At 54.0% G+C, this 26,128-nt stretch carries 25 protein-coding genes; 16 read left to right on the top strand and 9 right to left on the bottom strand.

Annotation, left to right across the window (positions count from 1 at the left end):
- Window positions 1-249 precede the first annotated feature (249 nt).
- Window positions 250-1,845 (bottom strand): glutamate synthase-related protein, encoded by a 1,596-nt coding sequence (locus tag ACTID9_RS21320; RefSeq protein WP_441072679.1) that lies wholly within the window; start codon window positions 1,843-1,845, stop codon window positions 250-252.
- A gap of 174 nt (window positions 1,846-2,019) precedes the next feature.
- On the opposite strand from ACTID9_RS21320, the gene ACTID9_RS21315 reads away from it, so the two are divergent.
- From ACTID9_RS21315 to ACTID9_RS21275, 9 genes are all read left to right on the top strand, one after another.
- Window positions 2,020-2,325: a zinc ribbon domain-containing protein gene (locus tag ACTID9_RS21315; protein ID WP_441066882.1), complete on the top strand. Its 306-nt coding sequence runs from the start codon at window positions 2,020-2,022 to the stop codon at window positions 2,323-2,325.
- Window positions 2,326-2,460: 135 nt separating this feature from the next.
- Window positions 2,461-3,153 (top strand): TerC family protein, encoded by a 693-nt coding sequence (locus ACTID9_RS21310; protein WP_441072677.1) that lies wholly within the window; start codon window positions 2,461-2,463, stop codon window positions 3,151-3,153.
- A 34-nt stretch (window positions 3,154-3,187) separates the two neighbouring features.
- Window positions 3,188-4,060 carry a LysR family transcriptional regulator gene (locus tag ACTID9_RS21305; protein WP_441066881.1) on the top strand — a complete coding sequence of 291 codons (873 nt, stop codon included), beginning with the start codon at window positions 3,188-3,190 and terminating at the stop codon, window positions 4,058-4,060.
- A 208-nt stretch (window positions 4,061-4,268) separates the two neighbouring features.
- On the top strand, window positions 4,269-5,351 hold the full coding sequence (locus tag ACTID9_RS21300) for an AbrB family transcriptional regulator (protein ID WP_441066880.1): 1,083 nt from the start codon (window positions 4,269-4,271) through the stop codon (window positions 5,349-5,351).
- Between the two features lie 40 nt (window positions 5,352-5,391).
- The gene (locus ACTID9_RS21295; RefSeq protein ID WP_441066879.1) at window positions 5,392-6,465 is read left to right on the top strand and encodes an isocitrate/isopropylmalate dehydrogenase family protein; all 1,074 of its coding nucleotides are present in this window, start codon (window positions 5,392-5,394) and stop codon (window positions 6,463-6,465) included.
- A 185-nt stretch (window positions 6,466-6,650) separates the two neighbouring features.
- Window positions 6,651-7,709, top strand: a complete 1,059-nt coding sequence (locus tag ACTID9_RS21290; RefSeq protein WP_441066878.1) for a Bug family tripartite tricarboxylate transporter substrate binding protein — start codon at window positions 6,651-6,653, stop codon at window positions 7,707-7,709.
- Window positions 7,710-7,745: 36 nt separating this feature from the next.
- Entirely contained in the window at window positions 7,746-8,201 is a 456-nt protein-coding gene (locus ACTID9_RS21285) for a tripartite tricarboxylate transporter TctB family protein (RefSeq protein ID WP_441066877.1), read from the top strand.
- A 14-nt stretch (window positions 8,202-8,215) separates the two neighbouring features.
- Window positions 8,216-9,742 carry a tripartite tricarboxylate transporter permease gene (locus ACTID9_RS21280; RefSeq protein WP_441066876.1) on the top strand — a complete coding sequence of 509 codons (1,527 nt, stop codon included), beginning with the start codon at window positions 8,216-8,218 and terminating at the stop codon, window positions 9,740-9,742.
- 13 nt (window positions 9,743-9,755) lie between these two features.
- On the top strand, window positions 9,756-10,547 hold the full coding sequence (locus ACTID9_RS21275) for a class I SAM-dependent methyltransferase (protein ID WP_441066875.1): 792 nt from the start codon (window positions 9,756-9,758) through the stop codon (window positions 10,545-10,547).
- On the opposite strand, the gene ACTID9_RS21270 is transcribed toward ACTID9_RS21275, so the two are convergent.
- The 6 genes from ACTID9_RS21270 to ACTID9_RS21245 form a co-directional block, all read right to left on the bottom strand.
- The gene (locus tag ACTID9_RS21270) at window positions 10,544-11,266 is read right to left on the bottom strand and encodes a response regulator (protein WP_441066874.1); all 723 of its coding nucleotides are present in this window, start codon (window positions 11,264-11,266) and stop codon (window positions 10,544-10,546) included. The two genes, ACTID9_RS21275 and ACTID9_RS21270, sit on opposite strands and share 4 nt — an antisense overlap.
- A 31-nt stretch (window positions 11,267-11,297) precedes the next feature.
- Complete coding sequence (locus ACTID9_RS21265; protein ID WP_441066873.1) at window positions 11,298-12,896, bottom strand: ATP-binding protein; 1,599 nt, start codon at window positions 12,894-12,896, stop codon at window positions 11,298-11,300.
- A 227-nt stretch (window positions 12,897-13,123) separates the two neighbouring features.
- Window positions 13,124-13,540: a phosphate-starvation-inducible protein PsiE gene (gene psiE / locus ACTID9_RS21260; protein WP_441066872.1), complete on the bottom strand. Its 417-nt coding sequence runs from the start codon at window positions 13,538-13,540 to the stop codon at window positions 13,124-13,126.
- Window positions 13,541-13,829: 289 nt separating this feature from the next.
- Window positions 13,830-15,056 (bottom strand): NAD(P)/FAD-dependent oxidoreductase, encoded by a 1,227-nt coding sequence (locus ACTID9_RS21255; RefSeq protein WP_441066871.1) that lies wholly within the window; start codon window positions 15,054-15,056, stop codon window positions 13,830-13,832.
- Window positions 15,053-15,397 (bottom strand): (2Fe-2S)-binding protein, encoded by a 345-nt coding sequence (locus tag ACTID9_RS21250; protein WP_441066870.1) that lies wholly within the window; start codon window positions 15,395-15,397, stop codon window positions 15,053-15,055. The genes ACTID9_RS21255 and ACTID9_RS21250 overlap by 4 nt, the downstream gene beginning before the upstream one ends.
- Window positions 15,394-15,663 (bottom strand): (2Fe-2S)-binding protein, encoded by a 270-nt coding sequence (locus ACTID9_RS21245; protein ID WP_441066869.1) that lies wholly within the window; start codon window positions 15,661-15,663, stop codon window positions 15,394-15,396. Before ACTID9_RS21245 ends, ACTID9_RS21250 begins: the two co-directional genes overlap by 4 nt.
- 390 nt (window positions 15,664-16,053) lie before the next feature.
- On the opposite strand from ACTID9_RS21245, the gene ACTID9_RS21240 reads away from it, so the two are divergent.
- Window positions 16,054-17,163 (top strand): M24 family metallopeptidase, encoded by a 1,110-nt coding sequence (locus tag ACTID9_RS21240; RefSeq protein WP_441066868.1) that lies wholly within the window; start codon window positions 16,054-16,056, stop codon window positions 17,161-17,163.
- Window positions 17,164-17,183: 20 nt separating this feature from the next.
- Here ACTID9_RS21240 and ACTID9_RS21235 read toward each other — a convergent pair whose 3' ends face one another.
- Window positions 17,184-17,498, bottom strand: coding sequence for a hypothetical protein (locus ACTID9_RS21235; protein ID WP_441066867.1), 315 nt, complete (start codon window positions 17,496-17,498; stop codon window positions 17,184-17,186).
- A 146-nt stretch (window positions 17,499-17,644) separates the two neighbouring features.
- Between ACTID9_RS21235 and ACTID9_RS21230 the strand changes: the two genes are divergently transcribed.
- From ACTID9_RS21230 to galE, 5 genes are all read left to right on the top strand, one after another.
- Window positions 17,645-17,890 (top strand): glutaredoxin family protein, encoded by a 246-nt coding sequence (locus ACTID9_RS21230; RefSeq protein ID WP_441066866.1) that lies wholly within the window; start codon window positions 17,645-17,647, stop codon window positions 17,888-17,890.
- 158 nt (window positions 17,891-18,048) lie between these two features.
- On the top strand, window positions 18,049-18,759 hold the full coding sequence (locus ACTID9_RS21225; protein WP_441066865.1) for a hypothetical protein: 711 nt from the start codon (window positions 18,049-18,051) through the stop codon (window positions 18,757-18,759).
- Window positions 18,760-18,908: 149 nt separating this feature from the next.
- Window positions 18,909-20,570, top strand: a complete 1,662-nt coding sequence (locus ACTID9_RS21220) for a peptide ABC transporter substrate-binding protein (protein WP_441066864.1) — start codon at window positions 18,909-18,911, stop codon at window positions 20,568-20,570.
- 245 nt (window positions 20,571-20,815) lie between these two features.
- Window positions 20,816-22,009: a glycosyltransferase gene (locus ACTID9_RS21215; protein ID WP_441066863.1), complete on the top strand. Its 1,194-nt coding sequence runs from the start codon at window positions 20,816-20,818 to the stop codon at window positions 22,007-22,009.
- A 45-nt stretch (window positions 22,010-22,054) separates the two neighbouring features.
- Window positions 22,055-23,041, top strand: coding sequence for a UDP-glucose 4-epimerase GalE (gene galE / locus ACTID9_RS21210; protein WP_441066862.1), 987 nt, complete (start codon window positions 22,055-22,057; stop codon window positions 23,039-23,041).
- Window positions 23,042-23,113: 72 nt separating this feature from the next.
- On the opposite strand, the gene ACTID9_RS21205 is transcribed toward galE, so the two are convergent.
- Entirely contained in the window at window positions 23,114-24,688 is a 1,575-nt protein-coding gene (locus tag ACTID9_RS21205; RefSeq protein ID WP_441066861.1) for a sigma-54 interaction domain-containing protein, read from the bottom strand.
- A 257-nt stretch (window positions 24,689-24,945) separates the two neighbouring features.
- Between ACTID9_RS21205 and ACTID9_RS21200 the strand changes: the two genes are divergently transcribed.
- Window positions 24,946-26,124 carry an NAD(P)/FAD-dependent oxidoreductase gene (locus ACTID9_RS21200; protein ID WP_441066860.1) on the top strand — a complete coding sequence of 393 codons (1,179 nt, stop codon included), beginning with the start codon at window positions 24,946-24,948 and terminating at the stop codon, window positions 26,122-26,124.
- The last annotated feature ends 4 nt before the right edge of the window (window positions 26,125-26,128 follow it).

Below are 26,128 nucleotides of genomic sequence, written 5' to 3'. Positions count from 1 at the left end.
TTTTTGGCGGAGCCGATCACCCCGACCCTCAGCAGGCATGGTAAGAGCGGAGCGCCACTTTTTTCCCAAATCCCCGAACGACCACCAACGTCTACCTGTCAACCTCCCGCCCCTCGGTGAGAAGCATCCGCCGCGCAGCGTGTGGCATTTGGGGCGCGGTTTTCGTTTTTTGGCGGAGCCGGTCACCCCGCCCCTCAGCAGGCATGGTAAGTGCGGAGCGCCACTTTTTTCCCAAATCCCCGATCGACCTCAAACGTCACTCTTCCGCATTGGCACCGGAAACAAGTCGCTCAACCGCTGCGTCCGTCCCAGCTCATCCTTATAAATCACATGCTCCCGCGAAAACCGCCTCGGACTGTCAATACCGGCCGCCGCCGCAAGCGCGAAGAGGGACGCGCGCATGCTGATGACATAATTCATGACACGCCACTTCTTTTCTTCCGGCAGAAGCGCATTCTGGTATTTCGGATCGGTGGTGGTGACACCCGCCGGACAAGCGCCGGTGTGACATTGGAGCGCCATGATGCAGCCGTTTGCCATCATGAAGCCGCGCGCTGAATTGACTGCATCCGCGCCGATGGCAAGAGCGATCGCCACCTTGTCGGGGGAAATCAGCTTGCCGGAAGCAAATATGGCAAATTTGTCCCGCACGCCAAACTTGTGCGCCGTATCGACGAGTGTGATCAAGCCGGGGATGAGCGGCAAGCCCATGGAATCGGCCATCGATTTGTAGGTAGCGCCGGAGCCGCCTTCGCCGCCGTCAACGGTAATGAAGTCCGGGAAGATGTCCATTTTGACCATCGTTTGGAAAAAATGCTCAAGGCTGTCTTGCTGACCGACGACAATTTTGATCCCGACGGGCTTTCCGCCCGCATCCTGCAGACTGCGGATGAAAGTGAGCGACTCTTCCGCATTTGTGAGAAACGCGAAGCGGTTGGGCGAATTGATCGTTTTGCCTACAGGCACTTTGCGCACCGCCGCGATTTTTGCACTCACTTTTGCGCCTTCCAGATGGCCGCCGCGAATTTTCGCGCCTTGGGCGAATTTCAGCTCGAACGCTTTGATGTACGGTTCACCCGCCTTCACCAGAAACTCATCGTAAGAAAAGTTTCCGTGTTCATCCCGGAATCCGAACAAGCCGGGCCCGATCTGGGAGACAACGTCCACGCCTGTCGCCAAATGTTCCTGCACGACCCCGCCTTCCCCGGTGTTGATCCAGGACCCTCCAGCCATCTGTGCGCCGCCGCCGGTCGAGAGAATGTAGTTCTCGCCTACGGAACCGTAAGACGTGGCGGATGCGCCGAACATCCCGTTCACTTTCCACGGCTCTCTCCGGTCGCGGCCGATGACCAGCGCATCCTCATCGGGATACAGCCAGCGCGGCGTCTGATCCGCCACGACTTTTTCCTTTCGGCTGAAAATGCCCTCGTGTTCGATGATGAATTTTTTGGCATCGACGTGCTCTTCATTCAATATCGACAATTCGTTGGCGAGCAACGGAAACATGCTATTCGCTATGTAATAGCCGGGGGAATCAAAGTCCCGTTTGGAGCCGAAGCTGATCAAATCGCTCCGGTATTTGGCGGAGTAAACCAGGCCGATGAACTCATAGCGGGAAAACGGCTTGCCGGCGCGATCGTCGTCGAACCAATACTGTCGGAATTCCGGTCCGAGCTTTTCCAGCAAATAACGCATCCAACCGAGTATCGGGTGGGAGCGAATGATCGAATGGTGAGTTTTCCTTCCATTCTCGCGCAACACGAGCACACCGACCAGCATGACGACGACAGCCAGCACAATGATGACCGCTACGATCGAAATGACCACAACGGCAATTTCTTGCAGCATGAATCGTACCTCCTTGGCATCCTGCCAGATGGAATGCAGAGCATTTCAGATAAAGCGAAAAATGGAAATATATGTTGTATACTTGTAAAAAGCGACGCGGAGTGAGAGAGCGTCACGCAGCTGCGCAGAGCGTTTCCGAGCGTCGTGAATCAGGGGAGCAGGAGGGATTGGATGCTGGATGTTTGCCAGATTTGCAAGGAAAGACTTGATCATCATATGCAATGCAGTTGCACGAGGCGAAAGGCTGTAACGACAATCAAAAGCGACCAGAACAGCGAGGCGAAAGGGTGCCCCAAATGCGGGGGAAGCTCCGTGAGCATCTCGGAAATGTCGGCTACCGGTGGGATGCTTTCGCGAATGTTTGATGTGCAACACCAGCAATTCGAGGTTGTAAGCTGTGATCGTTGCGGCTACAGCGAGTTTTATAAAAGAAACAGCTCATTTGGAAAGAGTTTACTCGACTTGTTCTTCAGTTAAGCCGGTCCCAGTCGGCAATTGTTAAAATAATGGAAACTGTCACTAATGATTTTTATTCATTTTATGCAAATAACCCCAAGCGCGAATAAAAAACACGTATCATAGCGATATCTTTCCTAAAAGGGGGACGCTATGATCAGTGACGTTCTGCTAAGCTTATTGCAAATTATCATTGTGAATCTCGTGCTGAGCGGCGACAATGCCATCGTAATTGCGCTTGCCTGTCGGAGGCTGCCGGCGCACTTGCAGAAAAAGGCCGTGTTTTGGGGGAGCATCGGTGCGATTGCACTGCGCATCATCCTCACGTTTGCAGCGGTATGGATGCTAAAAATTCCGTTTGTGCAGGTGATCGGCGGCGTTCTGCTCATCTCGATTGCGGTCAAGCTGTTGGCCGGGGAAGAGGAGCATGCTTCCATCAACAGCGGATCGAACATGAAAGAAGCGATGAAGACGATTATTTTTGCCGATCTGGTGATGAGCCTGGACAATGTGATCGCGGTCGCAGGCGCGGCAAACGGCAATTTGGTGCTGGTCATGATTGGACTGGCCATCAGCATTCCGCTGATCGTCTGGGGAAGCCAGCTTTTGATGAAGCTGATGAACCGGTTTCCGTTCATCGTCCTGGCCGGGGCCGCTTTGCTTGGCTATACCGCTGGCGAAATGATCGTGGGAGACGCCTTCATCGCACGCTTTCTTGAGCCGGTTCTGCCGCAGGCGCACGTTGCGGTGCCGATTGCGCTTGCCGTGATCGTGGTGGTGCTGGGCAAAATCAAGAAACAGAAAGCGGCGAAGCGCGAGGAACAGAGCGAGGCTTCCGAGGCCGTTTAAAAACGATACAAAGGACAAAAGACGGAGGGTGCGGATGGAAAACCGGGACTGGCTGATTTTGCACGAGTTATATCGGCACAATAACATCACAAAAGCTGCGCAAAGCCTGTATCTCTCCCAGCCGGCCTTGACCAAGCGAATCCGTCAAATCGAAAAGGAATTCGGCATTCAGCTTGTGCACCGGGGAAGTCGCGGCGTCCAGTTCACGCCGCAGGGAGAATATTTGGCCAAGTGTGCGGAGGATATGCTGATCCGGCTGCAGGCGATCAAGGATCATGTCGCCAGCATGGAGGATCGCGTGGCCGGAACGCTGCGCTTGGGCGTTTCCAGCTATTTCACCCGCTACAAATTGCCAGGGCTGCTCAAGGCGTTCAAAACGGCGTACCCGGATGTGGAGTTTCAGGTGATGACGGGCTGGAGCAAGGATGTGTACAAATTGGTGTACAACCACGAGGTGCACATCGGTTTTGTCCGGGGCAACTACAGCTGGCGGGGCGGCAAGCATCTGCTGTTTGACGAAACCATTTGCGTCGTCTCGGCGGAGGAGATTGCGCCAGCCGACCTCCCGCAATTAGCGCGGATCGATTACCAGACGGACGATTTGCTCAAGGCCGTGATCGAAAATTGGTGGGCGGACAATTACACCCAGCCGCCGCTCATCGGCATGGAAGTGGACAAGGCCGAAACGTGCCGGGAGATGGTGGCGAGCGGGTTGGGCTATGCGATTTTGCCGCGATTCATTTTGAACGGAAACGGCAATTTGCACACGATCGATCTCACCGATCGCAGCGGCGTACCCATTTTGCGCAAGACATGGATGTTTTACCACGAGGAATCGCTTGCGTTGAACGTCGTGAAGGCATTTGTTCAGTTTATCGAGCAGATGGAGATGGAAGATTCCGTGTAAATGTAAGCAACAATAGGAAAAGCGATGAGCCAGGACAAGCGGCTTCATCGCTTTTTTATGTTAAGGCCATTCCCCTGCCATTCCTTTTCGTTATGGATTTCAATGAAGAATCGATATTTTTCAATCAGGCTAATCTGCTCTACACTTTGCATATGGCAGCAGGACTGCAAAACAATTGATGATGTCAGAAACAACAGAGGTATTCACAATGCTTATACGTGTAGGCAAGGCGCTTCTCATCGCGGTGGTCGGCGGGACGATTTGCTCGCTCGTTCACTCGCCGCTTCCCTGGCTGTTAGGGCCTTTGATTCTAAGTGTAATCTGCAAGTTTTTTGGGATGAATGAAGTCTCGGTGCCGCCCTGGTTTCGCAAAGTCGGTCTGATCGTCGTCGGCGTCACGCTTGGCATGCGCATCACGCCGGAAATTTGGCAGACGATGGCAAACCATCTCGGACTGATGCTGATCGGTACCATTATCACGATATTGTTTGGCGTGCTGAATGCATGGATTGTTTACCGGTTTGAAAAGGTTGATCTGGTTACCGCCATTTTCAGCAACATCCCGGGGGGCCTGACGGAAATGGTTACAATCGGCCAAACCATGGGGGGAAACATGCAAATCATCTCGATGTTTCATTCGATCCGGGTGGTTATCATCGTTTGCTTCACGCCTTATTTCGTCCGCTTGCTGACCGCGTCGCCAGCCGGTGTGCCAACCGGAATGCAGGGAGGAGCGATCGTGGGGATTCTGCCGACGATCGCGCTGCTTGCCATCGGCGCCATCGGTGCGCTGCTGGTGTCAAAAGCGCATGTGCCCGCTCCCTTTCTGCTGGGGTCCTTGCTGTTTGCGGCAGCGGCTTGCCTCGCGTTTTCGATCGGGCAGGGAGGCGCAACGCTTGCCAAGCCTGTCGTCAATTTTGCGCAAGCAGCCATCGGCTTGAGCATCGGGCTTGAATTCAGACGGGATGATCTGGTGAAGCATCGTCGCTTCTTTTTTCTCGGGATGGCGCATTCGCTGTTTCTGTTCGTATTAAGCCTCACGCTGGCGTTTGTGCTTCCGTACGTGTCCGATATCGAGCTGATCGCAAGCGTGCTGGGGACGGCCCCGGGCGGCATTGCGGAGATGAGCCTGACAGCGCTGATGACCGGCGCCGATCCGCTTTTGGTCACGGCGTTCCAGTTATTCCGCGTCTTGTTTATCGTGACGGTCTTCTCGTTTATGATTCGCGCATTCGTCAAACGAATGGAAGCCAAGTCGCCGGGGACGATTGAAAAAACGTATCCTGCGTGACGCACAGTGAATTTTGAAAACAACAATCGGGGGAATCGCTATGGGAATGTATCAAATTGCAGTGATGGAAGGGGACGGCATCGGGCCGGAGATCGTGAAGGAAACGGTGAAGGTGTTGCAAGCGGTCCAATCGCTCGCAGGCGGCCTGCAGCTGGAGCTGCGCTGGCTGCCAGTCGGCTTGCAGGCTTACGAAACGCACGGCTCGACGCTCCCGACGGAAACGCTGGAAGGCTTGCGTCAATGCCATGCAGGCATACTCGGTCCAGTTACCACTCATGTGTATGACACGGAAGCAGACATGGTCAATCCGAGCGGCATGCTGCGCAAGACGTTCGATCTGTACGCCAACATCCGGCCGGCGAAAAGTTTTCCCGGCGTAGCGAGCCGCTATGACAACGTCGACATGGTGATCGTGCGGGAAAATACAGAGGGGATGTATGCGGATCGCAATCTTTTTGCAGGGCAAGGCGAATTCATGCCTGATCCGGATACGGTGCTCTCGCTGCGGGTTGTCACCCGGAAAGCGTCCGAGCGTCTGGCAAAAGTCGGGTTTGAACTGGCAAAAACGCGCCGGCAATCGCTTGCGGTCGTGCACAAAAAGAATGTGCTGCGAAAAGGCTGCGGACTTTTTTACGATAGCTGCATCGAGGTGGGCAAAGCCTATGAGGAGGTCGCGATTCGCGATTACCATGTCGATGCGTTCGCGCTCTATCTGGTGCAAAAGCCGGAAGCGTTCGATGTCGTCGTGACGACGAACATGTTCGGCGATATTCTCTCCGACCAGGCGGCAGGATTGGTCGGAGGTCTGGGGCTCGCACCCGGCTTGAATCTGGGTGATTCGTTCATGATCGCCCAAGCGACACACGGCTCCGCACCGGAAATCGCCGGCAAAAATATTGCCAATCCGGTCGCCGAAATCTTGTCCGCCGCTTTGATGCTGGAGTGGCTCGGGATCCGCCATCAGGACGCCAGCGCGGAGCGGGCAGCCGCGCTCATCCGCCGCGGAGTCGAGCGTACCTTGCGGGAAGGAAACAAAACGCCGGATATTCGCGGCTCACTGACAACGTCGGAATACGGCGATGCGCTGGTGCAAGCGATCGAGCAATGGCAATAACCCCTGTATGACACAAAAGCGCCTAGGCTTTTTCTTTAGGCGCTTTTCGGCGTGAAAAAAATGAAAAATATCGGAGTAATAGCGTTTATTCGAATTATTCGAATAATATTTGTCGATCAAAAATCCGGTGCTATGATGTCCCTAGTTGTAATCGCTATCATTTTTCATTCCAAGGGGGCACACAAATGAAAATGAAATCTACGAAACACAAATGGGTGACATTGGTATTGTCCGGGCTGATGGCTGTTGGCTTGACTGCCTGTGGGGGAGGCGGAAATGCTTCCGCACCGGCATCATCATCTGAGAAGCCGCAGGAGCAGGCAGCGTCCGCTTATCCGGAAAAACCGATCTCGATCATCGCACCGTCGGGAGCAGGCGGCGGTCTGGATAAAACAGCGCGTTCGCTGGCCAAGACTCTCCAGCAGACCAACCTGGTAACCAAAACCATGACGGTTGAAAACAAGCCGGGCGGCGGGCAATCGGTGGGACTGGCCGATTTCGTGACACAGGATACGAAAAACTCCTACAAGCTGCTGCTTCCGTCCACGCCGATCGTGATCAACCATTTGAAAAAAGACGGAAACAGCCCGTTCTCCTACAACGACATGACGCCGCTCGCACAGCTGACAAAGGATTACGGGGCCATCGTCGTACGGGCTGATTCCAAATACAAAGATTTGCAGTCGCTGTTCAATGATTTGAAAGCGGACCCAAGCAAATTTACCATTGCCGGCGGTTCCGCTCCTGGCTCGCTCGACCATCTGACGATCATGATGCCAGCGGTTAAAGCGGGCATCGATCCGAAAAAAATCAAATATATCTCCTATGACGGCGGCGGTGAGGCGATCGCGGCACTGCTCGGAGGAAACGCCGATGTGCTGGCGACCGATGTATCCGGCTCGGGTGAATTCGTAAAAGCAGGGAAAATCCGCGTGCTGGCCGTGTCCTCGCCTGAACGTTTGACAGGATTGTTCCAGGAAACGCCGACGTATAAAGAAGCGGGCTACGATACCGAATTGGTGAACTGGAGAGGCGTGTTTGGACCAAAAAACATGTCGCCTGATGCGGTTGCCTTCTGGCAGGACAAATTGAAGGCACTCAGCCAAACGGATGAATGGAAGCAGGAGCTTGCCGCAAACAGCTGGGATGACGGCTACAAAAATGCGGACGATTTCAAAAAATATTTGGATGAGCAAGAGAAGATGTTCAAAGACATCTTGACACAGCTGGGCATGCAGAAATAGCTCGTACAAAGGAGCGGGGATAGGGAGGAAACATCTGTGAGCAAAACCTTTGATCGCTACGCGAGCTTGATTTTTCTGGCAATCGGCATCCTGTTTGTCGTCGGCAGCCGGTCCATTTCCGCAAGCGCCTACGGGAGCGAGGTCGGACCGGACATTTTTCCACTGGGGCTGGGCAGCCTGCTCGTCTTGCTGAGCTTGCGCCTCTTTTATGAAACATTTCGCTATCGTCATGTGCAAAAAGAGAAGGGCACCTTGGACTACAAACGTTTTCTCATCATCCTGGCGGCAGCCATTTTGTACGCCCTGCTGCTGGAGGAAATCGGGTACATCATCAGCACCTTCCTGTTTCTGACCATCGGTTTCCAAACGATGCAAAAAGGGAAGTGGCTGTCCACTCTCTTGATTGCCGGTGCTTTTTCCATCGGGATCTATCTCATCTATGTCAAACTTCTGGAAGGCAGCCTGCCGGGATTACCCGGCTGGCTCGGCTAAGGAGGAGGTAGGAAATGGACTCTTTTCATTATTTGATGAACGGGTTTGCCACGGCGCTGCAATGGCAAAATCTCGTCTTTGCCTTTGTGGGCGTGCTGATCGGAACGGTTGTCGGCGTCCTGCCAGGCATCGGGCCGATCAGCGGGGTCGCGCTGCTGATCCCTGTAACCGCTTCACTCACGAGTGGACTGCCGCCGGAAGCAGCGGCCACAAGCTCGATTATCTTGCTGGCCGGCGTGTATTACGGCGCGATGTACGGAGGCTCGACCACATCGATTTTGCTGAACACGCCAGGGGAATCCTCATCGGTCGTCACCGTTTTGGACGGCTATCCGATGGCCAAGCAAGGAAGGGCTGGCTCAGCGCTGGCGATCGCGGCGATTGGGTCGTTCGTCGCAGGTGTTGTCTCGCTCATCGGTCTGGTTTTCCTAGCGCAGCCATTGTCCGACGTCGCCTTGAAGCTCAGCCCGGCGGACGAGTTTTCCTTGATGATTCTCGGGTTGTGCGCATTGAGCGGACTGGCGGGCAAGTCGATCACCAAGGCGCTGATCATGACATGTTTCGGGTTGCTCTTGGCCACGATCGGGATGGACAGCGTATCGGGTGTTGCGCGCTTTACGTTTGATTTTCCCGAGCTGTATTCGGGGCTGGAGTTTTTGACGATCGCCGTCGGGGTGTTTGCCCTCGGTGAAGTATGGAAAACCATTTTGGAAAAAGAGGGGAATGACGGAGAGATTGCGAAGATCACCCGCATTCTCCCGACAAAGCAAGACATGAAGGACAGCGTCGGTCCGATTCTCCGCGGCTCACTGGTCGGCTTTTTTAAAGGGATCGTGCCGGGATCAGGCGCAACGCTGGCTTCCTTTTTGGCCTATTTGCTGGAGAAAAAAATCAGCAAAAACCCCGAGAAGTTCGGGAAAGGCGCGATCGAGGGTGTAGCCGCACCGGAGTCAGCCAATAATGCCGCTTCCGGCGGCGCGATGATTCCGCTCCTGACGCTCGGGATTCCGGGCACAGGGACGACCGCCGTTTTGATGGGCGCGCTGATCATGTACAACGTTCAGCCAGGTCCGCTGCTGTTTGAGGAGCACCCATCGATTGCGTGGGGGTTGATCGCCAGCATGTTCATCGGCAACGTCATGCTGCTCATCCTCAACATGCCGCTCGTCCGCGTATTTGCCAAACTGATCGAGACGCCGCCAAAATACTTGATCCCGATGATTGTCGCCATTTCCTTTTTCGGCGTGTATGCGGTGCGCGTCTCTGTGTTTGATCTGCTTCTGCTGATCGTTTGCGGCGTTGCCGGCTATTTCTTGAACAAAAATGATTTCCCGCTTGCGCCGCTCGTGCTCGGCCTGGTTCTCGGGCCGATGATTGAAAACAACATGCGCCGAGCGTTGACGACCTCAAACGGCGATTTTATGATTTTCCTGCAAAAGCCGGTGTCGTTGGTTTTCCTCGTGATTGCCGTGCTGTGGATTACGATTCCGCTCTTGATGAAGTTGAGAGGGAAGAAAGTGATCGTGAACGTGGAAGGATAGCGAAAAGAGGGGGATGCAGATGAATGGCGATGTGAAAAAGACGGTAAAGGAGCAGTTTGGCCAGCATGCCGAGAAGTATGTGGTCAGTGAGACACATGCCAAAGCGGATGATTTGCAAGAGCTGGTAACGTGGCTCGAGCCTAAGCCGAATTGGCGCTTTCTCGATATTGCCACAGGCGGCGGGCACGTCACGAAGGCGGTTTCGCCCCATGTTGCGCTGGTGTTTGCCACCGATCTGACCCGCCCGATGCTTGCGGCGGCCAAACGGCATTTGGATGCGCATTGCGAAAACGTGCATTATCTGGTCGCCGATGCCGAGGAGCTGCCTTTTTTGGATGAAACCTTCGATGCTGTGGCAAGCCGGATCGCGCCGCATCATTTCCCGAATCCGGAGGCGTTCGTACGCGAGGTGAATCGGGTGCTGAAGCCTGGCGGGAAGTTTTTGCTGATCGATAACATCGCGCCGGAAGAGGAAGCGCTTGATCGATTCGTCAATACGCTGGAGAAGCTGCGGGACAAAAGCCACGTGAGAAGCTATTCGATTCGCGAATGGCGCACATGGATCGAATCGACATCACTTACGGAGCAGCGTTCCGCCACCCGGAAAAAAACGTTCGCGTATGCGACATGGGTACGGCGCACGACCGAATCGGAAGCAGAGGTGCAGCGTGTAACGGACCATGTCACAGCGGCTGATGAAGCAGTACGGGCATATTTTGCCGTGAAGCAGGAAGGCGGCGAGATCGTCTCCTTGGCTGTAGATGAATGGATGGCACTATTTGAAAAGAAGGCAGCGATTCGCTAGCCTTCTTTTTTCATGTGCACACATTTGTATTTACGCTCGGGGCGGCCGACGGTACCGTAGACGGTCTCCACTTCCAGCTCGTCGATCGAGGCCAAAAATTCCAAATACCGCCGGACCGTGGAATGGCTCATCCCGATGAGCGACGCCAGCTCGTCCGCGTTTACGCTATGTGTCGTCGCGCGCATTTTTTCGCGAACCAGCTTCAACGTGTGCCGATCGATTCCTTTCGGGTATTGAACGGTTGCTTCCGCCGTTTTCGGCGATGCCGCATGATGGTGGGCAGAGGTAAAAAGCAAATCGACATCCGTCTGGTTCATGACCGGATTGTGCTCAAGATGGCGCCTCGTCTGGAGGTAGTGATCAAGCGTGGCGAAAAATTTGTCCACGAGAATCGGCTTGATCATGTAGCCGAAGGCACCTCCTCGAATCGCCTCCCCGACGGTGGCGACATCATTCGCCGCGGTAATCAGGATGACATCGATTCCGCGAAAGCTTTTCCGAACTTCCCGCAGCAAATCGATCCCGTTCATATCGGGCAAGAAGACGTCCAAGAGGATCAGGTCCGGCGTGAACACATTCAGCAATTGCAAGGCATGTTTTCCCGTGGCTGCCGTTGCGACCACCTCGAAGCGGTCCAGCTTGGCAGTAAACTGCTCATAAATTTTGGCAGCGATCTCGTCATCTTCGACGATCATGATGCGAATCGGTTTTTCTGACAAACGAAACACCCCCGGTTGCAGTTTCTGCTGTTTATTGTTTTGGAATGACGATGGTGAAACGTGCCCCGCCGAGCTGGCTTTTCGCTAAAAAAATCTGGCCATGCAACTGTTCGATCGCATTTTTGACGATCGCAAGGCCCAGTCCGCGATTATCGCCCGGCTTGGTGGTAACACCGCTTTCAAACACTTTTGCCTCCAAGTCTTTCGGAATTCCCGGCCCGTTGTCCTCGATTTCAAAGATCAGGTCGCGTCCGACATCGGTAAAGGAGACGCACACGGCGGCGGCTGTCCCGTGCAATTCAAGGGAAGCTTCCAGCGCGTTGTCAATGACATTGCCGAGGATGCTGACGAGGGCTTTGGCATTGATCGTATGCGGGATTTCGGTCAGGCTGCTGTCCGGATCGATGTCGAGGGTAACTTTCAGCTCTTTGGAGCGGTTGATTTTGCCGAGCAGGCATGCCGCGATATACGGTTCGCTGACGGAGGACATGAGGAACGCAATCACATCCTGGCGTTCTTTCACCTCGTCCGAGATCAGCTCGATGACCTTGTCATATTCCTTCAGCACCAGCAAACCGTAAATGGTATTCAAGCGGTTCAAATATTCATGATTTTGCGCCCGCATATTGTCCGAAAACGAACTGATCCGCATCAGCTCGGTATTCAGTTGCTCAATTTCCGATTCCGTGCGGAAGGTGATCACGACGCCTTTGATCTGGTTTTCTTTTAAGATCGGGGACGAATCGATGACAAAAATCTCGTGGCCGAGTAAGATTTTTTGGTGAATAATCTCTTCCTGCCGATTGTGCGTAATGCCCTGAATCGTTTCGGCGATGCGCGGGTTTTGAATCTTGGCACCGACTCTCACATCATCCTCAAGCAGCTCGCGGGCCCGCTTGTTCATCGAGATGACCCGGCCTTCCATATCGACAGCTACGATGGCGTCGCGGATCGATTCGAGAATCGCTTCTTTTTCGGTAAAAAGAAAAGAGATTTCTTCCGGCTCCAGGCCGAAGATCAGCTTTTTGACGCGCCGCGCGATGAGGTAGGCGCCGACGATTCCACAGAGGAAGACCAGCAGCAAAAGCCGCAAAATATCGTCGCGATATTCACCGATCCGTCTTTCGACCTCGTCCATCACATACCCGACGGACGAAACGCCGATCAATTCGCCTTTTTTGTTGTAGATGGGCGTTTTCGCTTTGATCGCGGGACCCGAAATGCCGGACCCCCGGTAAATGATCGATTTGTTTTCATAAAAGACAGGCGCATTGCTCGTCCCCATTTTCTGGCCGATATACTCCGGGTTGTAGTGGGAATAGCGGATGCCATCCCGGTTCCCGATGACGACATAGCTTGAGCCTGTAGCGATACGGATGCTTTCGGCGATCGGCTGAATGACTTTGGACGGATCATCATCATCGAACGCTTCGATGATACGCTCGTTCATGGCGGCTAATTTTGCGACCGTCATCGCCTGGTTTCCGAGGTAACGGTCCAAAATATCGTCGACGATGAGCGTGAACAAATAATTGCCGACGAACATGCTGATCAAAATCACGACAGAAATGAGCAAAACCATTTGTGTCAGCAGATTGATGCGCATGTTTTTGAAGCGAAGGAGTTTCATGCGGTCACCTCAGTATCCATCTGGCTGTATCGTGAAAAAATGAGAACCCTTTCATTATAAAGGTTTACACCGATTCTGTAATGGTTTCTGGCAGTTTTGCAAACAGGTGGATGTATCCAGAAGTGATTGAAAGTGACCTAGGGGAAGAGAGAACGGCCGCTTGCCGGAGGTGTGCCGGAAAACAGCCGCCAATCGAAGGTGTTGCGTGGAGAGGAGCAGGTGCCAAGCTATGGTCGCTCACGCGGCGTTTTGTTGATGATGTAGTAGCTGACGATCAAGGTGAGGATGACACCGGCATAGAGGAGCGTGTTGACCGGATTGTTGTGATCGACGATGATGATGCGGATCATGGCCGTAATCCCGATGTACAAAAAATAGCGCAGCGGAAAGTGGTAGCTGTCGCGAAAATATTTGACGATCATCGAGATGAACTCAAAGTAGAGGAAGAAGACCAAAATTTCCTCCAGAAAGTAGTGGATGTTCGCTTCCTTGACCAGGATGACCACGCTGAAATGTATCAGCTCCCGGATAAGCAGAACGCTCAACATGGTTCCAAGCAAAATCAGCGAACCGTTGAGCACGAATTGCAGTGTACCCGGAATCGAGAAGGTACGCGGAAGCTGTTTCACCATTTTTGTCAGCATCAGAACACCCCATTGCACATTGAAATTGGATTGATGGAAAGATTGTGAAGATTTCGTGTTACCAACTATAGCACAGGGGTGAATATAAAGTAAAACACATTCAATTGATTGTGACATACTTTTTACGTTTTTCATTGATTTTTCACAATTTCTCCACGATTTTCATTTGTTTTCGATAGGGGAGAAACGCGAAAAAACCATTCCTTGCTGCCGCACCTGTTCGCGTTGGCGGCGTGTGGAATGGTTTCGTGGAAATGGTTGGGAATGACCGTGGGCGGAAGCGTTTGGCTCAAGCCATTGCGCTTGCCTGCTGCACATGCGCAGCATACAGCGAGGCGATGCGGCGGCGTCCTTCCTGAATGTACGGATGGAACTGGATCGTAGCCTGCGCGCGCACCTGTTCTACCTGCCGGATCGCCCTTGCCAGCTCATCTTCCAATGTGCCCGCATTGGGGCCATGCGTATTGGCAATGCTCAAGCCTGCGGCATATCCTTGCGCTTTTGCCACCTTGGCGCTCTCGATGCCAGTGATGTTGCCTGCCGCATACAGTCCGTCGAGCGGCGTTCGCATCTGTTCATCATGCAGCGGCACATGCCCCCCGAGTTCCGGGATGTAAGCGAACGGACAGCCTGCTACCGCAGCAAGCTCCGCTAACGGGTAAAGCCCTCCCGCGATACAGACGAAGTCGGCCGGAATGATCCGGTCTGAACCGGGAACCGGCGTGCCGTTGGGCGCAATTCGCGCAATCCGCACGCCTTCTACCTGATTGGAGCCGATGATTTCCAGCGCGGCTGTGCGCAGCTGGATCGGGATGCCCCACATTTTGACCCCTTGCGGCGGAAAAAAGCGGACGCCAAGCCGCTGCATGCCGGCACTCTGCATCAGCCTGCTGCCCAGGCGGATCAACGGCGAAGGGGCGAGATGTGCGACGCGCAAAAGCGATTGCATGACATGCGCGGGATCGGCAGGATGCTTGTTCACGTCATTTACCGGCGGGAGCACCATGCGATCCACATGGATGCCGGCCAGCTGAAGCTCGCGGGTGATCGCGACGGAAAGAATATTGACGCCGATGATGACGCCGCGCGCTCCGACGCGCACGCGCTGTACATTGGTCATGACTTGGGCAGCACCGATGGACATCACGCCCGGCAGCGTCCAGCCGGGCAGCGGAACAGCGGTTTCCGCAGCGCCTGTCGCCAGCAGCACGGCGGGAGCATCGAGAATCCCGTCTGTCGTGGAGACACGCCAGCCGTCCAACGTCTTCTGCAGATCGTAAACGGACGTTCCTAACGAAAGGGAAACGCCGGCTGCCTTTGCTTCGGCGACCAGCTTTTCGGCTTCCTCGATCCCGTTCCACCATTCGCCATCCGGCTCCTGATGCAGCTGTCCGAGCAATCTGCCGCCCGGTTTGACGAATTCGTCGATAACCCGTACGGATACGCCTTGTTTGGCTGCGGCGATGGCAGCAGCCAATCCTGCGGGGCCGGCTCCGATGATGATACACTCGCTCATGCGTGGTTCCCTCCTTTTTTCAAAGGGGACGAAAACGGCTTGCCAGAGATGACCTCCATCATATCGTCGACGAGCGTCAGACAGGCGCGTATCCCTTGTTTGCCATTAACGGTTACACGGCATTCAAAGCAATGGCCGATGTTGCAGTAAAATCCCCGCGGCGTTCCTTTCTCCTCCTGGAGCCGCAGGGTGCGCACGCCGTTCGCAAGCAAGGCGGCGGCGATGGTTTCCCCTTCTTTTGCTTCATATATCGTTTCATCGAACCGAAAGCGGATCGTTTTTCTTGGCGGCAGCGTGCCTAAAACAGGATGATGCTCGATACGTGCGTTGTGTGGGTTCATCGGTTCCCTCCGAGCAGATCGAATGGTATGGGGCGAACGGGCGGCTGATAGCCGAGCGGCACGGAATGGGATGGCGTTTGCCCGCTACTTTGGTGAGCGATTGTATCGACAAGGGCACGGCAGGTGCGTCCGCCGCAGTAGCCCATCCCTGCCCGAGTGCGCAGCTTCAGCTCGCGCGACGAGCATTGGTAGGCGTTGGCGACTGCAACCAATTCACCCAAGGTCACTTCTTCACAGCGGCACACGATTGTTTTCGATTGGTCCATGTGGTATCTCCCCCTTGTGACTGTTGTTTAATGCAACTCCCATGCCGCACTCATTTTCCCGATGGAAAGCGTGGCGATGTCTAATCGAACATACAGTGGAAAAACGTGGTGTATAAATAGTAAGAAAATGTCTTGGATTTTGGACATGAAAAAATCAGGCTGACGGTGGGGACAGATGAATCGAGTCCTTTTTCCAAGCGAAAGATGCAAAGCGGTTTTGGCACGAAAGTTGCTTATTTTTCCAAGGAGGAAGGACGAGTGACATGCTGCTCGCAATTTCCGCAAAGCCTGCTGCCGCAAGCGCGGGTGAGGGTGTATACTGGAAGACAGCATCAGGCAAAAGTGGCTAGACGTAAGAACGGATGATACATAATGATGAGGTGGAAAAAGATGAGCGAACTGTTTCAAAACCGCGTAGGGGCTCTGCGCGCTTTCATGGCAGAGCAAGGGCTCGATGCCGCGATGGTGACGAACCCGATCAATGTGTACTATTTGACCGGCTTCCGCTGCAATCCGCATGAGCGTTTTCTCGCGCTCGTGCAGGACAACCGCAACGAACAGACACTTCTGTTCGTGCCGTCATTGGATCGGGAAGCGGCACAGGCCGCTGCGGCAGGCTGCACGATCGTGCCGATCACCGATACGGAAAATCCGTTCGAGGTGCTGCGCAGCAAGGTAGGCGCAACGCTCGGCACAATGGGCGTCGAGAAGAAGGATGTCAGCTTCTGGCAGTATGAGCGGCTGCGTGAAACATTTCCGGATGCTGCCTACACGGACGTGCAGCCTTTCATCATGGGGCTGCGTCTGAAAAAGACACCGCAGGACATCGCGTACGTTACCCGTGCCGTCCAAATCATCGAGCAAGTCGTAGAGCACGCGTTCACTCACGCCAAAATCGGGATGACCGAAGCGGAGCTGACGGCAGAGCTGGAATACCAGATGCGTGTGTTTGGCGCGGATGCGCCCGGGTTTGACACGATCGTGCTGGCAGGCAAAAACGCTGCGCTGCCGCATGGCAAGCCAGGCGCTAAAAAGCTGGAAGAAAACGACTTTTTGCTGCTCGACATGGGCGTGGTCAAAGACGGCTACTATTCCGACATCACCCGTACGTTCATCATGGGGGAAGGCACGGACGAGCAGGTGCGCATCTATGAAACCGTCCGTGAAGCCAACCAGCGCGCCATCGATGCGGTAGCCGTCGGCAAACCGCTTGCCACCATCGACCGCGCGGCCCGTGAATACATCGAATCATGCGGCTACGGCCCCTACTTCAACCATCGCATCGGCCACGGCCTCGGACTGGAAATTCACGAGGAACCATCCATCCACGGCGAAAACGGGAACCTGATCCAACCAGGCCTTTTATTCACCATCGAACCCGGCATCTATTTGCCACAAGTAGGCGGCGTGCGCATCGAGGATGACGTCTACATCACCGAAAAAGGCGAGGTACAGGTGATCACCACGTACACAAAAGAATTGAAACGAATCGGCTGCTAATAGAAAAACAGACCACCCGTCTAGTAAAACGGATGGTCTGTTTTTACTTTGATAGGATCTTTTTCTAGTATTTTTTCCCTTACTATATCTTCCATGATTGATCCCTCAACAAATCCGCAGCGAAGGAATTTTTGCAAGAAAGTGGAGCGGATGCCTTTACGATGCCCGCCAGGCTCTGCGAAAAAAACGGAAACGCTTTGCGCCACATCTGCATCTTTGAGATACACCCGCCGCGCAGCGTGTGGCTTTGGGGCGCAGTTTCCGTTTTTTTCGCGGAGCCGTTCTTTCCAACCCCCAGCAGGCATCGTAAGAGCATCCGCGTAACTTTCTTGCAAAAATTCCCTCACCTCCACCAAAGCCCAAGGTTTTTGTTTAGAATCATTCCAAAAAGATATTGACTTTCATCTCCAATCGGGTAAAATGATAATTGTTCCTAGTTTAAAATCATTATCGTTAAGAGAGGCAAAGGAGAGAAATCAACATGACAGCGATCGTATATACCAGCAGCACATGCACCTACTGCAAACAGGTGAAAGCATTCCTCGAATCCCAAAACATCGCGTTTGAAGAGCGCAACATCGACGAAAACCAAGCGTATTTCGATGAATTGAGCCGCATGGGCATGATGTCTGTGCCAGTAACGGTGATCGGCGGCAAGCAAGTGCTCGGCTTCAACCCGGCGCGCATTCAAAAGCTGGTAGCAGAAGCGCAAGTGCAGCAAGCGTAAGCAAAATGAATGACGAATGAGCCTCCCTACATACGGGGAGGTTTTTTTGTACAAGAAAGTGTAGCCAAAAAGCGTGTCCTTCACGATTGACGGAAAAGAAAATTTTTACAATTATGGTATAATCGAGCATGAATGATCACGGAAGAGGAGAATGTGACATGAGATTCAAGCGACAGATCATCACGCTGGCTGTATGCGGTTGCCTGCTTGCAGGCGGCTGTGCCGCTTCTGCGAACAAGCAACCGGATGAGCATGGAAATAAACCGGATGCGGCAGCGCCAGCGAGCGATAAAGCGCCCCAGACGCCATCCGGACAAAACGGGAGCGTGGGGACGGTCCCACCCGTTTCGCCAACCGGAACCAAGCCCGGGGACAGCAAGCAGCCTTCCCCGCCACAGCCTGACGAGGCACAGGCAGCAGGAAAAGTCATCCTGGACGGCAAGTTTTTGCCCATGCTAAAGGACGGCCGCGTCCAGGGGATCGACATCGCGATCGGGACGACGAAGGAAAGCGTGTTGAAAAAATACGGCCCGATCACCAAGCAGGATGATTACGACGGCGGCCAATACACGGCATTTGCAAAGCTCGCGCATGGCGTTCTCTATTTCGACGGCCACGATCGCGTGTACTGCATGGATTTGGGCGCGCAATGGGCGGACAAGACTGAATTGAATGCGATCAAGCAGGCGCTCGGCGCCCCGATTGACGAAGGAGTCAGCGAGGTGAACGGCGATTACAGTCTCTATTATGCCGTGGGCGAGATTGAAGTGTATCTGGGCTTTGACAGCAAAGATGCGCCGCTGAAATCGATTCGGATCATCAACAAGCAGATGATCTCCGATTATCCCCAAAAGCCGCTCAACGAATAAGCCGCGTTTCCATGAAGTTAGACAATGTTTTTGACACGATGTAAAGGAACGTAAACACTTTTCCCCGTTTCCAAGCCGATTTTCCATGGTACGGCTCTTGCACATCTTGTAACCAAGCAGCATATTGACAAGGAAATGGGGGACATATCGTGAAAAAACGAGTTTTTGCATGGGTAAGCTCTGCTGTCGTGCTGGGAACAGTCGTGTCAGGATGCGGCGGGCAGGGGGCACAGGAAGCGCAAAGTCCGAATCCACAGCCTGCACAGCCGGCGCAAAACAGCACGCCGGCTCCGGCGGAAAAGCCAAAAACAGAGCAGGTGCTGCGGTGGAATCTGCACTCCGAGCCGCCGTCGGCAGATCCGGGCATCGCGGAGGATACAACATCGGCGGCCATCGTCCGCGCAACTTTTGACGGGCTGACGCGCTCGGGCGAGGATGGCAAGCCGCATGAAGCGGTCGCCGAGAAGATCGAGGTATCTCCCGATCTGAAAACCTACACTTTTACCCTCCGCGATTCCAAATGGAGCAACGGCGATCCGGTCACGGCGCACGATTTCGAATATGCGTGGAAGCGGGCGCTCGATGCCAAGACAGCCTCCAACTACGCGTATCAGCTCTATTACATAAAAAACGGCGAAAAATACAACAAAGGCGAAGCCAAAGCGGAAGACGTCGGCGTGAAAGCAATCGATGACAAGACGCTGAAGGTCGAATTGGAAAACCCGACGCCGTTCTTCCTGGAGCTGACCGCCTTCCAAACGTATTATCCGGTCAATCCGAAGGTCGTTTCGGCCAATCCGAACTGGGCGATGGATGCCAAAACACACGTCGGCAACGGTCCGTTCAAAATGGAGAAGTGGGACCACAAGAGCAAGCTGATCATGCTCAAAAACGAAAACTATTGGGACAAAGATACCGTAAAGCTGGATAAAATCGAGTTTTCCATGGTGGAAGACGAAAATACGGAGCTGTCGATGTTTGAGAACGGCGAGCTGGATTGGGCGGGGCATCCGCTAAGCTCGCTGCCGATCGATGCGCTGCCGGCCCTCAAAGATTCAGGCAAGCTGAACGTCCATCCGGTAGCGGCGACGTACTGGTACAAATTCAACACCGAAAAGCCTCCTTTCAATAATGTGAAAATTCGCAAAGCTTTTACGTATGCAATTGACCGCCAAGCCTTGATCGACAATGTCCTGCAAGCCAATGAGCAGCCTGCGATGGGGCCGGTTCCGCCATCCATGTGGCTGAACCCGGACGGTTACTTCAAGGACAAAGATTTTGACAACGCCAAAAAGCTGCTCGCCGAAGGGATGAAGGAGCTGGGCCTCTCCAAGCTTCCGCCGATTACGCTTTCGTACAATACGTCCGAAGGGCATAAAAAAATCGCCGAGGCGATCCAGGATCAATGGCGCAAAAATCTGGGCGTGGAAACGAAGCTGGAAAACTCCGAATGGAAAGTGTACCTGGAAAAAATGCATGAGGGGAACTTCCAGGTCGGGCGTCTCGGCTGGTCGGCGGACTTCAACGACCCGATCAACTTCCTGGAGCTGTTCAAGGAGAAAAACGGCGGAAACAACGATACGCGCTGGGAAAATCCGAAATACAAGGAACTCCTGAACCAATCCGGCCTGGAGTCCGATCCTGCCAAACGATCCGAGCTGCTGCGCCAGGCCGAACAAATCATCATGGACGACATGCCGATCATGCCGATTTATTATTACACGCACACATGGGTGAAGAACGACAAGGTGAAGGGCGTTGTCACCGACGCGCTGGGCGCCATCGACTGGAAATGGGCCTCGATGGAGTAAACATACGGCTAAGACTTAAGGAGATGTACAGGAAGCGAGTGCTGTGCATCTCTCTTTTTTTGCTCACATTGCCGAGTAGTGCCGCATACAGTAGCGAAAGGAAAACGGAGCCAGCCTGTGTTTTGCAAGAGAAAGATACGGATACAGGCGGTAGGAAGAAGCAGAGAGGGGGACTTGCACCATTGAAAGTCAGCGGAGATACAGCAACCCGAAGCCCCGGAATCACGAAAAAAATATGCCTTTGCATGATCGTAAAAAATGAAGCAACCATCATTGAAAGATGCCTGCAAGCGGCAAAGCCTGTGATTGATTATGTGTCGATTTGTGATACAGGTTCCACAGACCGGACACCGGAAATCATTGAAAACTGGTGCATGGAAAATGAGATACCGGTGACGATCCACCATGAAGCGTTTCGAAATTTTGGCTATAACCGCAGCCTGTCGGTTGCCTTAGCGCAACAAACCTATGCGGACGCAGATTACTTGCTGTTGCTCGATGCCGATATGATTTTGGAAACAAAGCCGCATTTCGATAAAGCGAGTCTGCAAAAAGACCTTTACATGCTCATGCAGTATAACAGGCAGATTCAATATTGGAACACCCGTCTCATCAAGACGTCGCTGCCGTGGAAATGCATAGGGGTGACGCACGAGTATTGGGGACTGGACCGCGAAAGGCTGGAGCGCGAGCAATCCGGATATGTTGAGTCACGCGGAAAGCTCGATGGGCTGATCATTGATGACCAGGAAGATGGGGGCAGTAAAAGCGATAAATTTGAACGGGATAAACGATTGCTGGTAGAGGGACTCCACGATCAGACAACCCCGCCCGATTTGCGATCGCGCTATATGTTTTACCTGGCGCAAACCTACTATTGTCTCAACGAGTTTGAAGAAGCGATCAAATGGTATAAGAAACGAGTGGAGGCTGGGGGCTGGGCGGAAGAAGTGTTTTACTCGATGCTACAGATCGGGATATGCTATGAATCTTTGGCAAATCGCGCTTCCTGCCAACGCCAGCAGCTGCAAAAAACAAACGAGCCGGCAGATCAAGCGGAAATCGGCTCCGTTACGCATCCGGCAGAACAATGGGCTGCCCTTGCGATCCTGTCCTATCAAAACGCGTGGGAATATCGGCCGAACCGCGCAGAGCCCCTGTATTTTCTCGCCCGCATGTTTCGAAACCAGTCAAAGCATCGCATCGCGCTGATGTATGCGCTGCAAGGCAAAGAAATCCCGTTTCCCAAAGACGATATTTTGTTCGTCGATTTTCGCGTCTATGACTATTTGTTCGACTATGAAATTTCCATCTGCGCGTTTTATGTTGAAAACAAACGCCAGCTTGGCCGTGCTGCACTGCAAAGGCTCAGAGCGAAAAGCAAGCAGCTGCCTGCAGACATCGCCCAGTCGGTTGAAAGCAATGCCAAATTTTACTGATGGTGAAAATGAACATGCTCATGCCCATGCAAGGGGAGGGAGAAGATGGCGATTCTCGTGACAGGGGGAGCGGGTTATATCGGAAGCCATACCGTGGCCGAGCTGCTGCGACAGGGCGAGGAAGTCGTGGTCGTCGATAACCTCAGCACTGGACATAAACAGGCGATTGTCGGCGGGACGTTCTATCAAGGGGATATTCGCGACCGTAACGTATTGGATGCCATCTTTCGGCAAGAGGAGATCGAAGCGGTCATTCATTTTGCAGCCAGCTCGCTGGTCGGGGAGAGCGTGCTCGAACCGCTGAAGTATTATGACAACAACTTGCTCGGGGCGTATACGCTTCTTCGCGCGATGATCGATCATGGCGTGAAAAAAGCCGTGTGCTCCTCGACTGCAGCCACCTATGGCGAACCGAAGCGCATCCCGGTTCAGGAGGGCGATCCGACAGAGCCGACCAGCCCTTACGGAGAGACGAAGCTTGCGATGGAAAACATGTTTCGCTGGTGCGATCGGGCGTATGGGGTCCGTTCCATTTCGCTGCGCTATTTCAACGCTGCCGGCGCCCATCCGGATGGGATGATCGGCGAAGATCACAAGCCGGAGAGCCATTTGATTCCGCTCATCCTCCAGGTTGCTCTCGGCCAACGCAGCATGATCCATATCTTTGGCGACGATTTCCCGACTCAGGACGGAACCTGCATGCGCGATTATATCCATGTCGTTGATTTGGCTCATGCGCATTGGCTGGCTTTGCAGCACCTGCGCAAGCATAACCGGAGCGACGTGTACAATTTGGGGAGTGACATCGGTTTTTCTGTGAAAGAAGTGGTGGAGAAGGCCCGCCTGTGTACGGGACATCCGATTCCGGCACGTGTGAGCCCGCGAAGGGAAGGCGATCCTGCCATCATCATCGCATCATCGGGCAAAGCGCGGAATGAATTGATGTGGAAGCCGGCATACACCCGATTGGAAACCATCATCGAAAGCGCGTGGAACTGGCATCGGTCACATCCGAACGGCTACAGCGAGTAGCAGCGAAAAAAGGGAAAAGGTATAGGGGGACGATCTGCCCTCCTATACCTTTTTTGTATGACAACGAATCGTTCAGGTCACCGGGATATTCAGCTTGCTCATCTTGTTGTACAAGGTCGCCCGCGAAATCCCCAGCCGCTTGGCCGCCGCCAGCTTGTTGCCTTTTTCCAGCTCAAGCGCATGCAAAATCACCTTTTTCTCATGCACGTCAAGCTCCTGCTGCAAATTGATCAGCTCGTCCGGGAGCAGGCTGGCGTACGTTTTTTGCTTGGCCTGCTGCGGGAATGTCAGATCCTCTTCCTTGATGATCCCGTCCGTCGCGAATACGACCAGACGCTCCACGGTGTTGCGCAGCTCGCGGATATTGCCGGGCCATTGGTAGGCGAGCATCTCCTGCATGACCGTTTGCGAGATGCTGTTGATCGGCCGGTTGTAGCGCATGGAAAACTCATAAAGGAAAAAGTGGCACAGCTCGATGATGTCCTCGATCCGCTCGCGCAGCGGCGGGATTTTGATCGTCACCACATTGAGGCGGTAGTACAAGTCTTCGCGGAACTGTCCTTGCTTGACCAACTCGGCCAAGTCTTTGTTGGTGGCGGCAATCACGCGGAAGTCGGCCTCAACCTGCTTCGTGCCACCCACCGGATAATACTTTTTCTCCTGCAGCACGCGCAAAAGCTTCACCTGCATGTCGAGCGGCATTTCTCCGACCTCATCGAGGAACAGGGTGCCGCCGCGCGCCAGCTCGATCATCCCTTTTTTGCCTTTTTGGTCCGCGCCGGAAAAGGCGCCTTTTTCATAGCCGAACAGCTCGCTTTCAAACAAGGTCGGCGCGATTGCGCCGCAGTTGATCGCAATGAAAGGAGCATCGGGGTTCTCGCGAATATCGTGGGTCGCGCGGGCGAACAGCTCCTTGCCGACGCCGCTTTCGCCCAAAAACAGCACGGTCGCTTTGGTGGAAGCGACTTTTTTGATCTTTTCGGTAATTTTTTTGATGACGAGGCTGCTGCCTTTGATGTTGTAGAACGGATCGGCGGAGGGGCTCAGCTTGGCGACCTCCTGCTGCAGGCTGTGCACTTTGGACGTGGCGTGATACAGCTCCTGATTCAGCCGCACCTGGCTGGTCACGTCCGTTTCGACGGCGACCGAGCCGATGATCCGGTCATGGAGCCGGATCGGGTTGGAGTTGATCAAGACGAACAAATCCTCGCGCGGCTGGTGCTGCTTGCGGTAGACGGACTCTCCGGTCTGCAGCGTTTTGAGCGTCATCAGCATGTCGACGGGAAAAAAGTCGGTGATCGGCTTGCCGATGGCGTCAGCGGCCGCGACGGAAAAAATGTTTTCCGCGCCTTCCGTCCAGACGATAATGTTGGCGTTTTCATCGATGACCGAGATGGACTCCTCGACTGTGGAAATGATCGTATCGAAATAGGCTTCCAAATATTGATAAGCGCTGGCGATAGCCGCTAGTGTGTCTGTTTTGGTCAAATAGCCGATGATGTCGTGCCGGGCATTGACAACAAGCAGCTCTTCACTCGCGCCGAACATTTCCGCAGCGGCTGTCAGCGCAGCGTCGACGGGAACGGTGGGCAGACCTGTCCATGACGGATCGGAGGCGGGACGATCGGCGGGAAAAGCAGACTTCATCACTTCAGCAAGCAAAGGCAATTTATGTTTGATGGAAAAAACCTCCTTTTGCCTGAAAATGTATGATTTTTTAGTCACTTTCCAGTTCATTATACACGGAACCGAAAGCGCGTAAAGATTTTTAGACAGAATCATCAGGGAATTGCGCCGTAAAAGAGCTGGCATAGCAATTGCTAGCTAAAAAAGTAGCGATGCAACCGCTTCGATTCATTGCAAGCTGCATACCACACTATTTTTTCAGCAAGGGAGTGATCGCCATGACGAATAAAACGAATGCTGAGGTCGCGATCATCGGCGGCGGGATCATCGGGAGCGCGATTGCGTACTACGCAGCGAAAGCGGGGCTGGATGTCATCGTGGTGGAGCGGGGCGAGCTGGCCTGCGGCACATCGTCGCGCTGCGATGGCAACATCCTGGCGATCGATAAAGATCCGGGCTTCGACAGCCTGATGTCGCGCAAAAGCCAGGAGCTTGTTGCGCAGTTGGCGGCAGAGCTGGAGCATCCCTTTGAATACCGCGCCCCCGGCAGCATCCTCGTCTGCGAAAGCGAGGAGGAGATGGAGGCCGCACAGCAGTGGGTCAATCGGCAAAAAGAGATCGGGCTGCCTTTTCGCATGCTTGATCGCGAAGACATTCGCAACGAATCCAAATTTTTCGCGGACGATCTGCTGGGGGGACTGGAATGCGCCACGGATTCGACCGTGAACCCGTATTTGATGACCTTTTCCTTGTTTGAGGGTGCGAAAAAGCACGGAGCGCGCATCCTACAAAAGACAGACGTCACAGATGTTCGGCGTGAAGGCGGGCAGTTTCGCATCGACACAAGCTGGGGGGAAATCACGGCCAGGCAGGTGGTGAATGCGGCAGGAGTCTGGGCTCCGCGGATCGGGCAAATGGTCGGAATCGACATCCCGATCCATCCGCGCAAAGGTCATCTGATCGTCGCCTCCCGCCAGGAAAACGTCGGGCTGCGCAAGGTGATGGAATTCGGCTATTTGATCTCCAAGTTTGGCGGCAAGCGCAAAGTCGACCCTGAAACCGAGCGGTACGGGGTGGCGCTCGTGTTCGAACCGACGGAAAGCCAAAACTTTTTGATCGGATCGAGCCGCCAGTTCGTCGGGTTCGATACGCGCGTCGACCTGGACGTCGTGCGCTGCATGGCGCGAAGGGCAACGCGGTTTTATCCGAAAATCGGCGATTTCAGCCTGATCCGTACCTATTGCGGGCTGAGACCGTGGACCGAGGATCATCTGCCGATCGTTTCGCGCGTGGAGGAGGTGCCCGGCTTCATCATTGCAGCAGGCCATGAGGGCGACGGGATCAGCTTGGCTGCGATTACAGGCAAGCTTGTCTGCGAGCTTTTGACCGAACAGCCGGTGACGAGCATCCCGACCGAGCCGCTTCGGCTGGAGCGCTTTCTGGCCAGAAATCGATAGAAAG

Source organism: Brevibacillus fluminis, from assembly GCF_052072235.1.
Classification (GTDB): domain Bacteria; phylum Bacillota; class Bacilli; order Brevibacillales; family Brevibacillaceae; genus Brevibacillus_D; species Brevibacillus_D fluminis_A.
The sequence above is the reverse complement of the archived record's forward strand: the minus strand, read 5'-3'. Positions and strand labels throughout refer to the sequence as shown.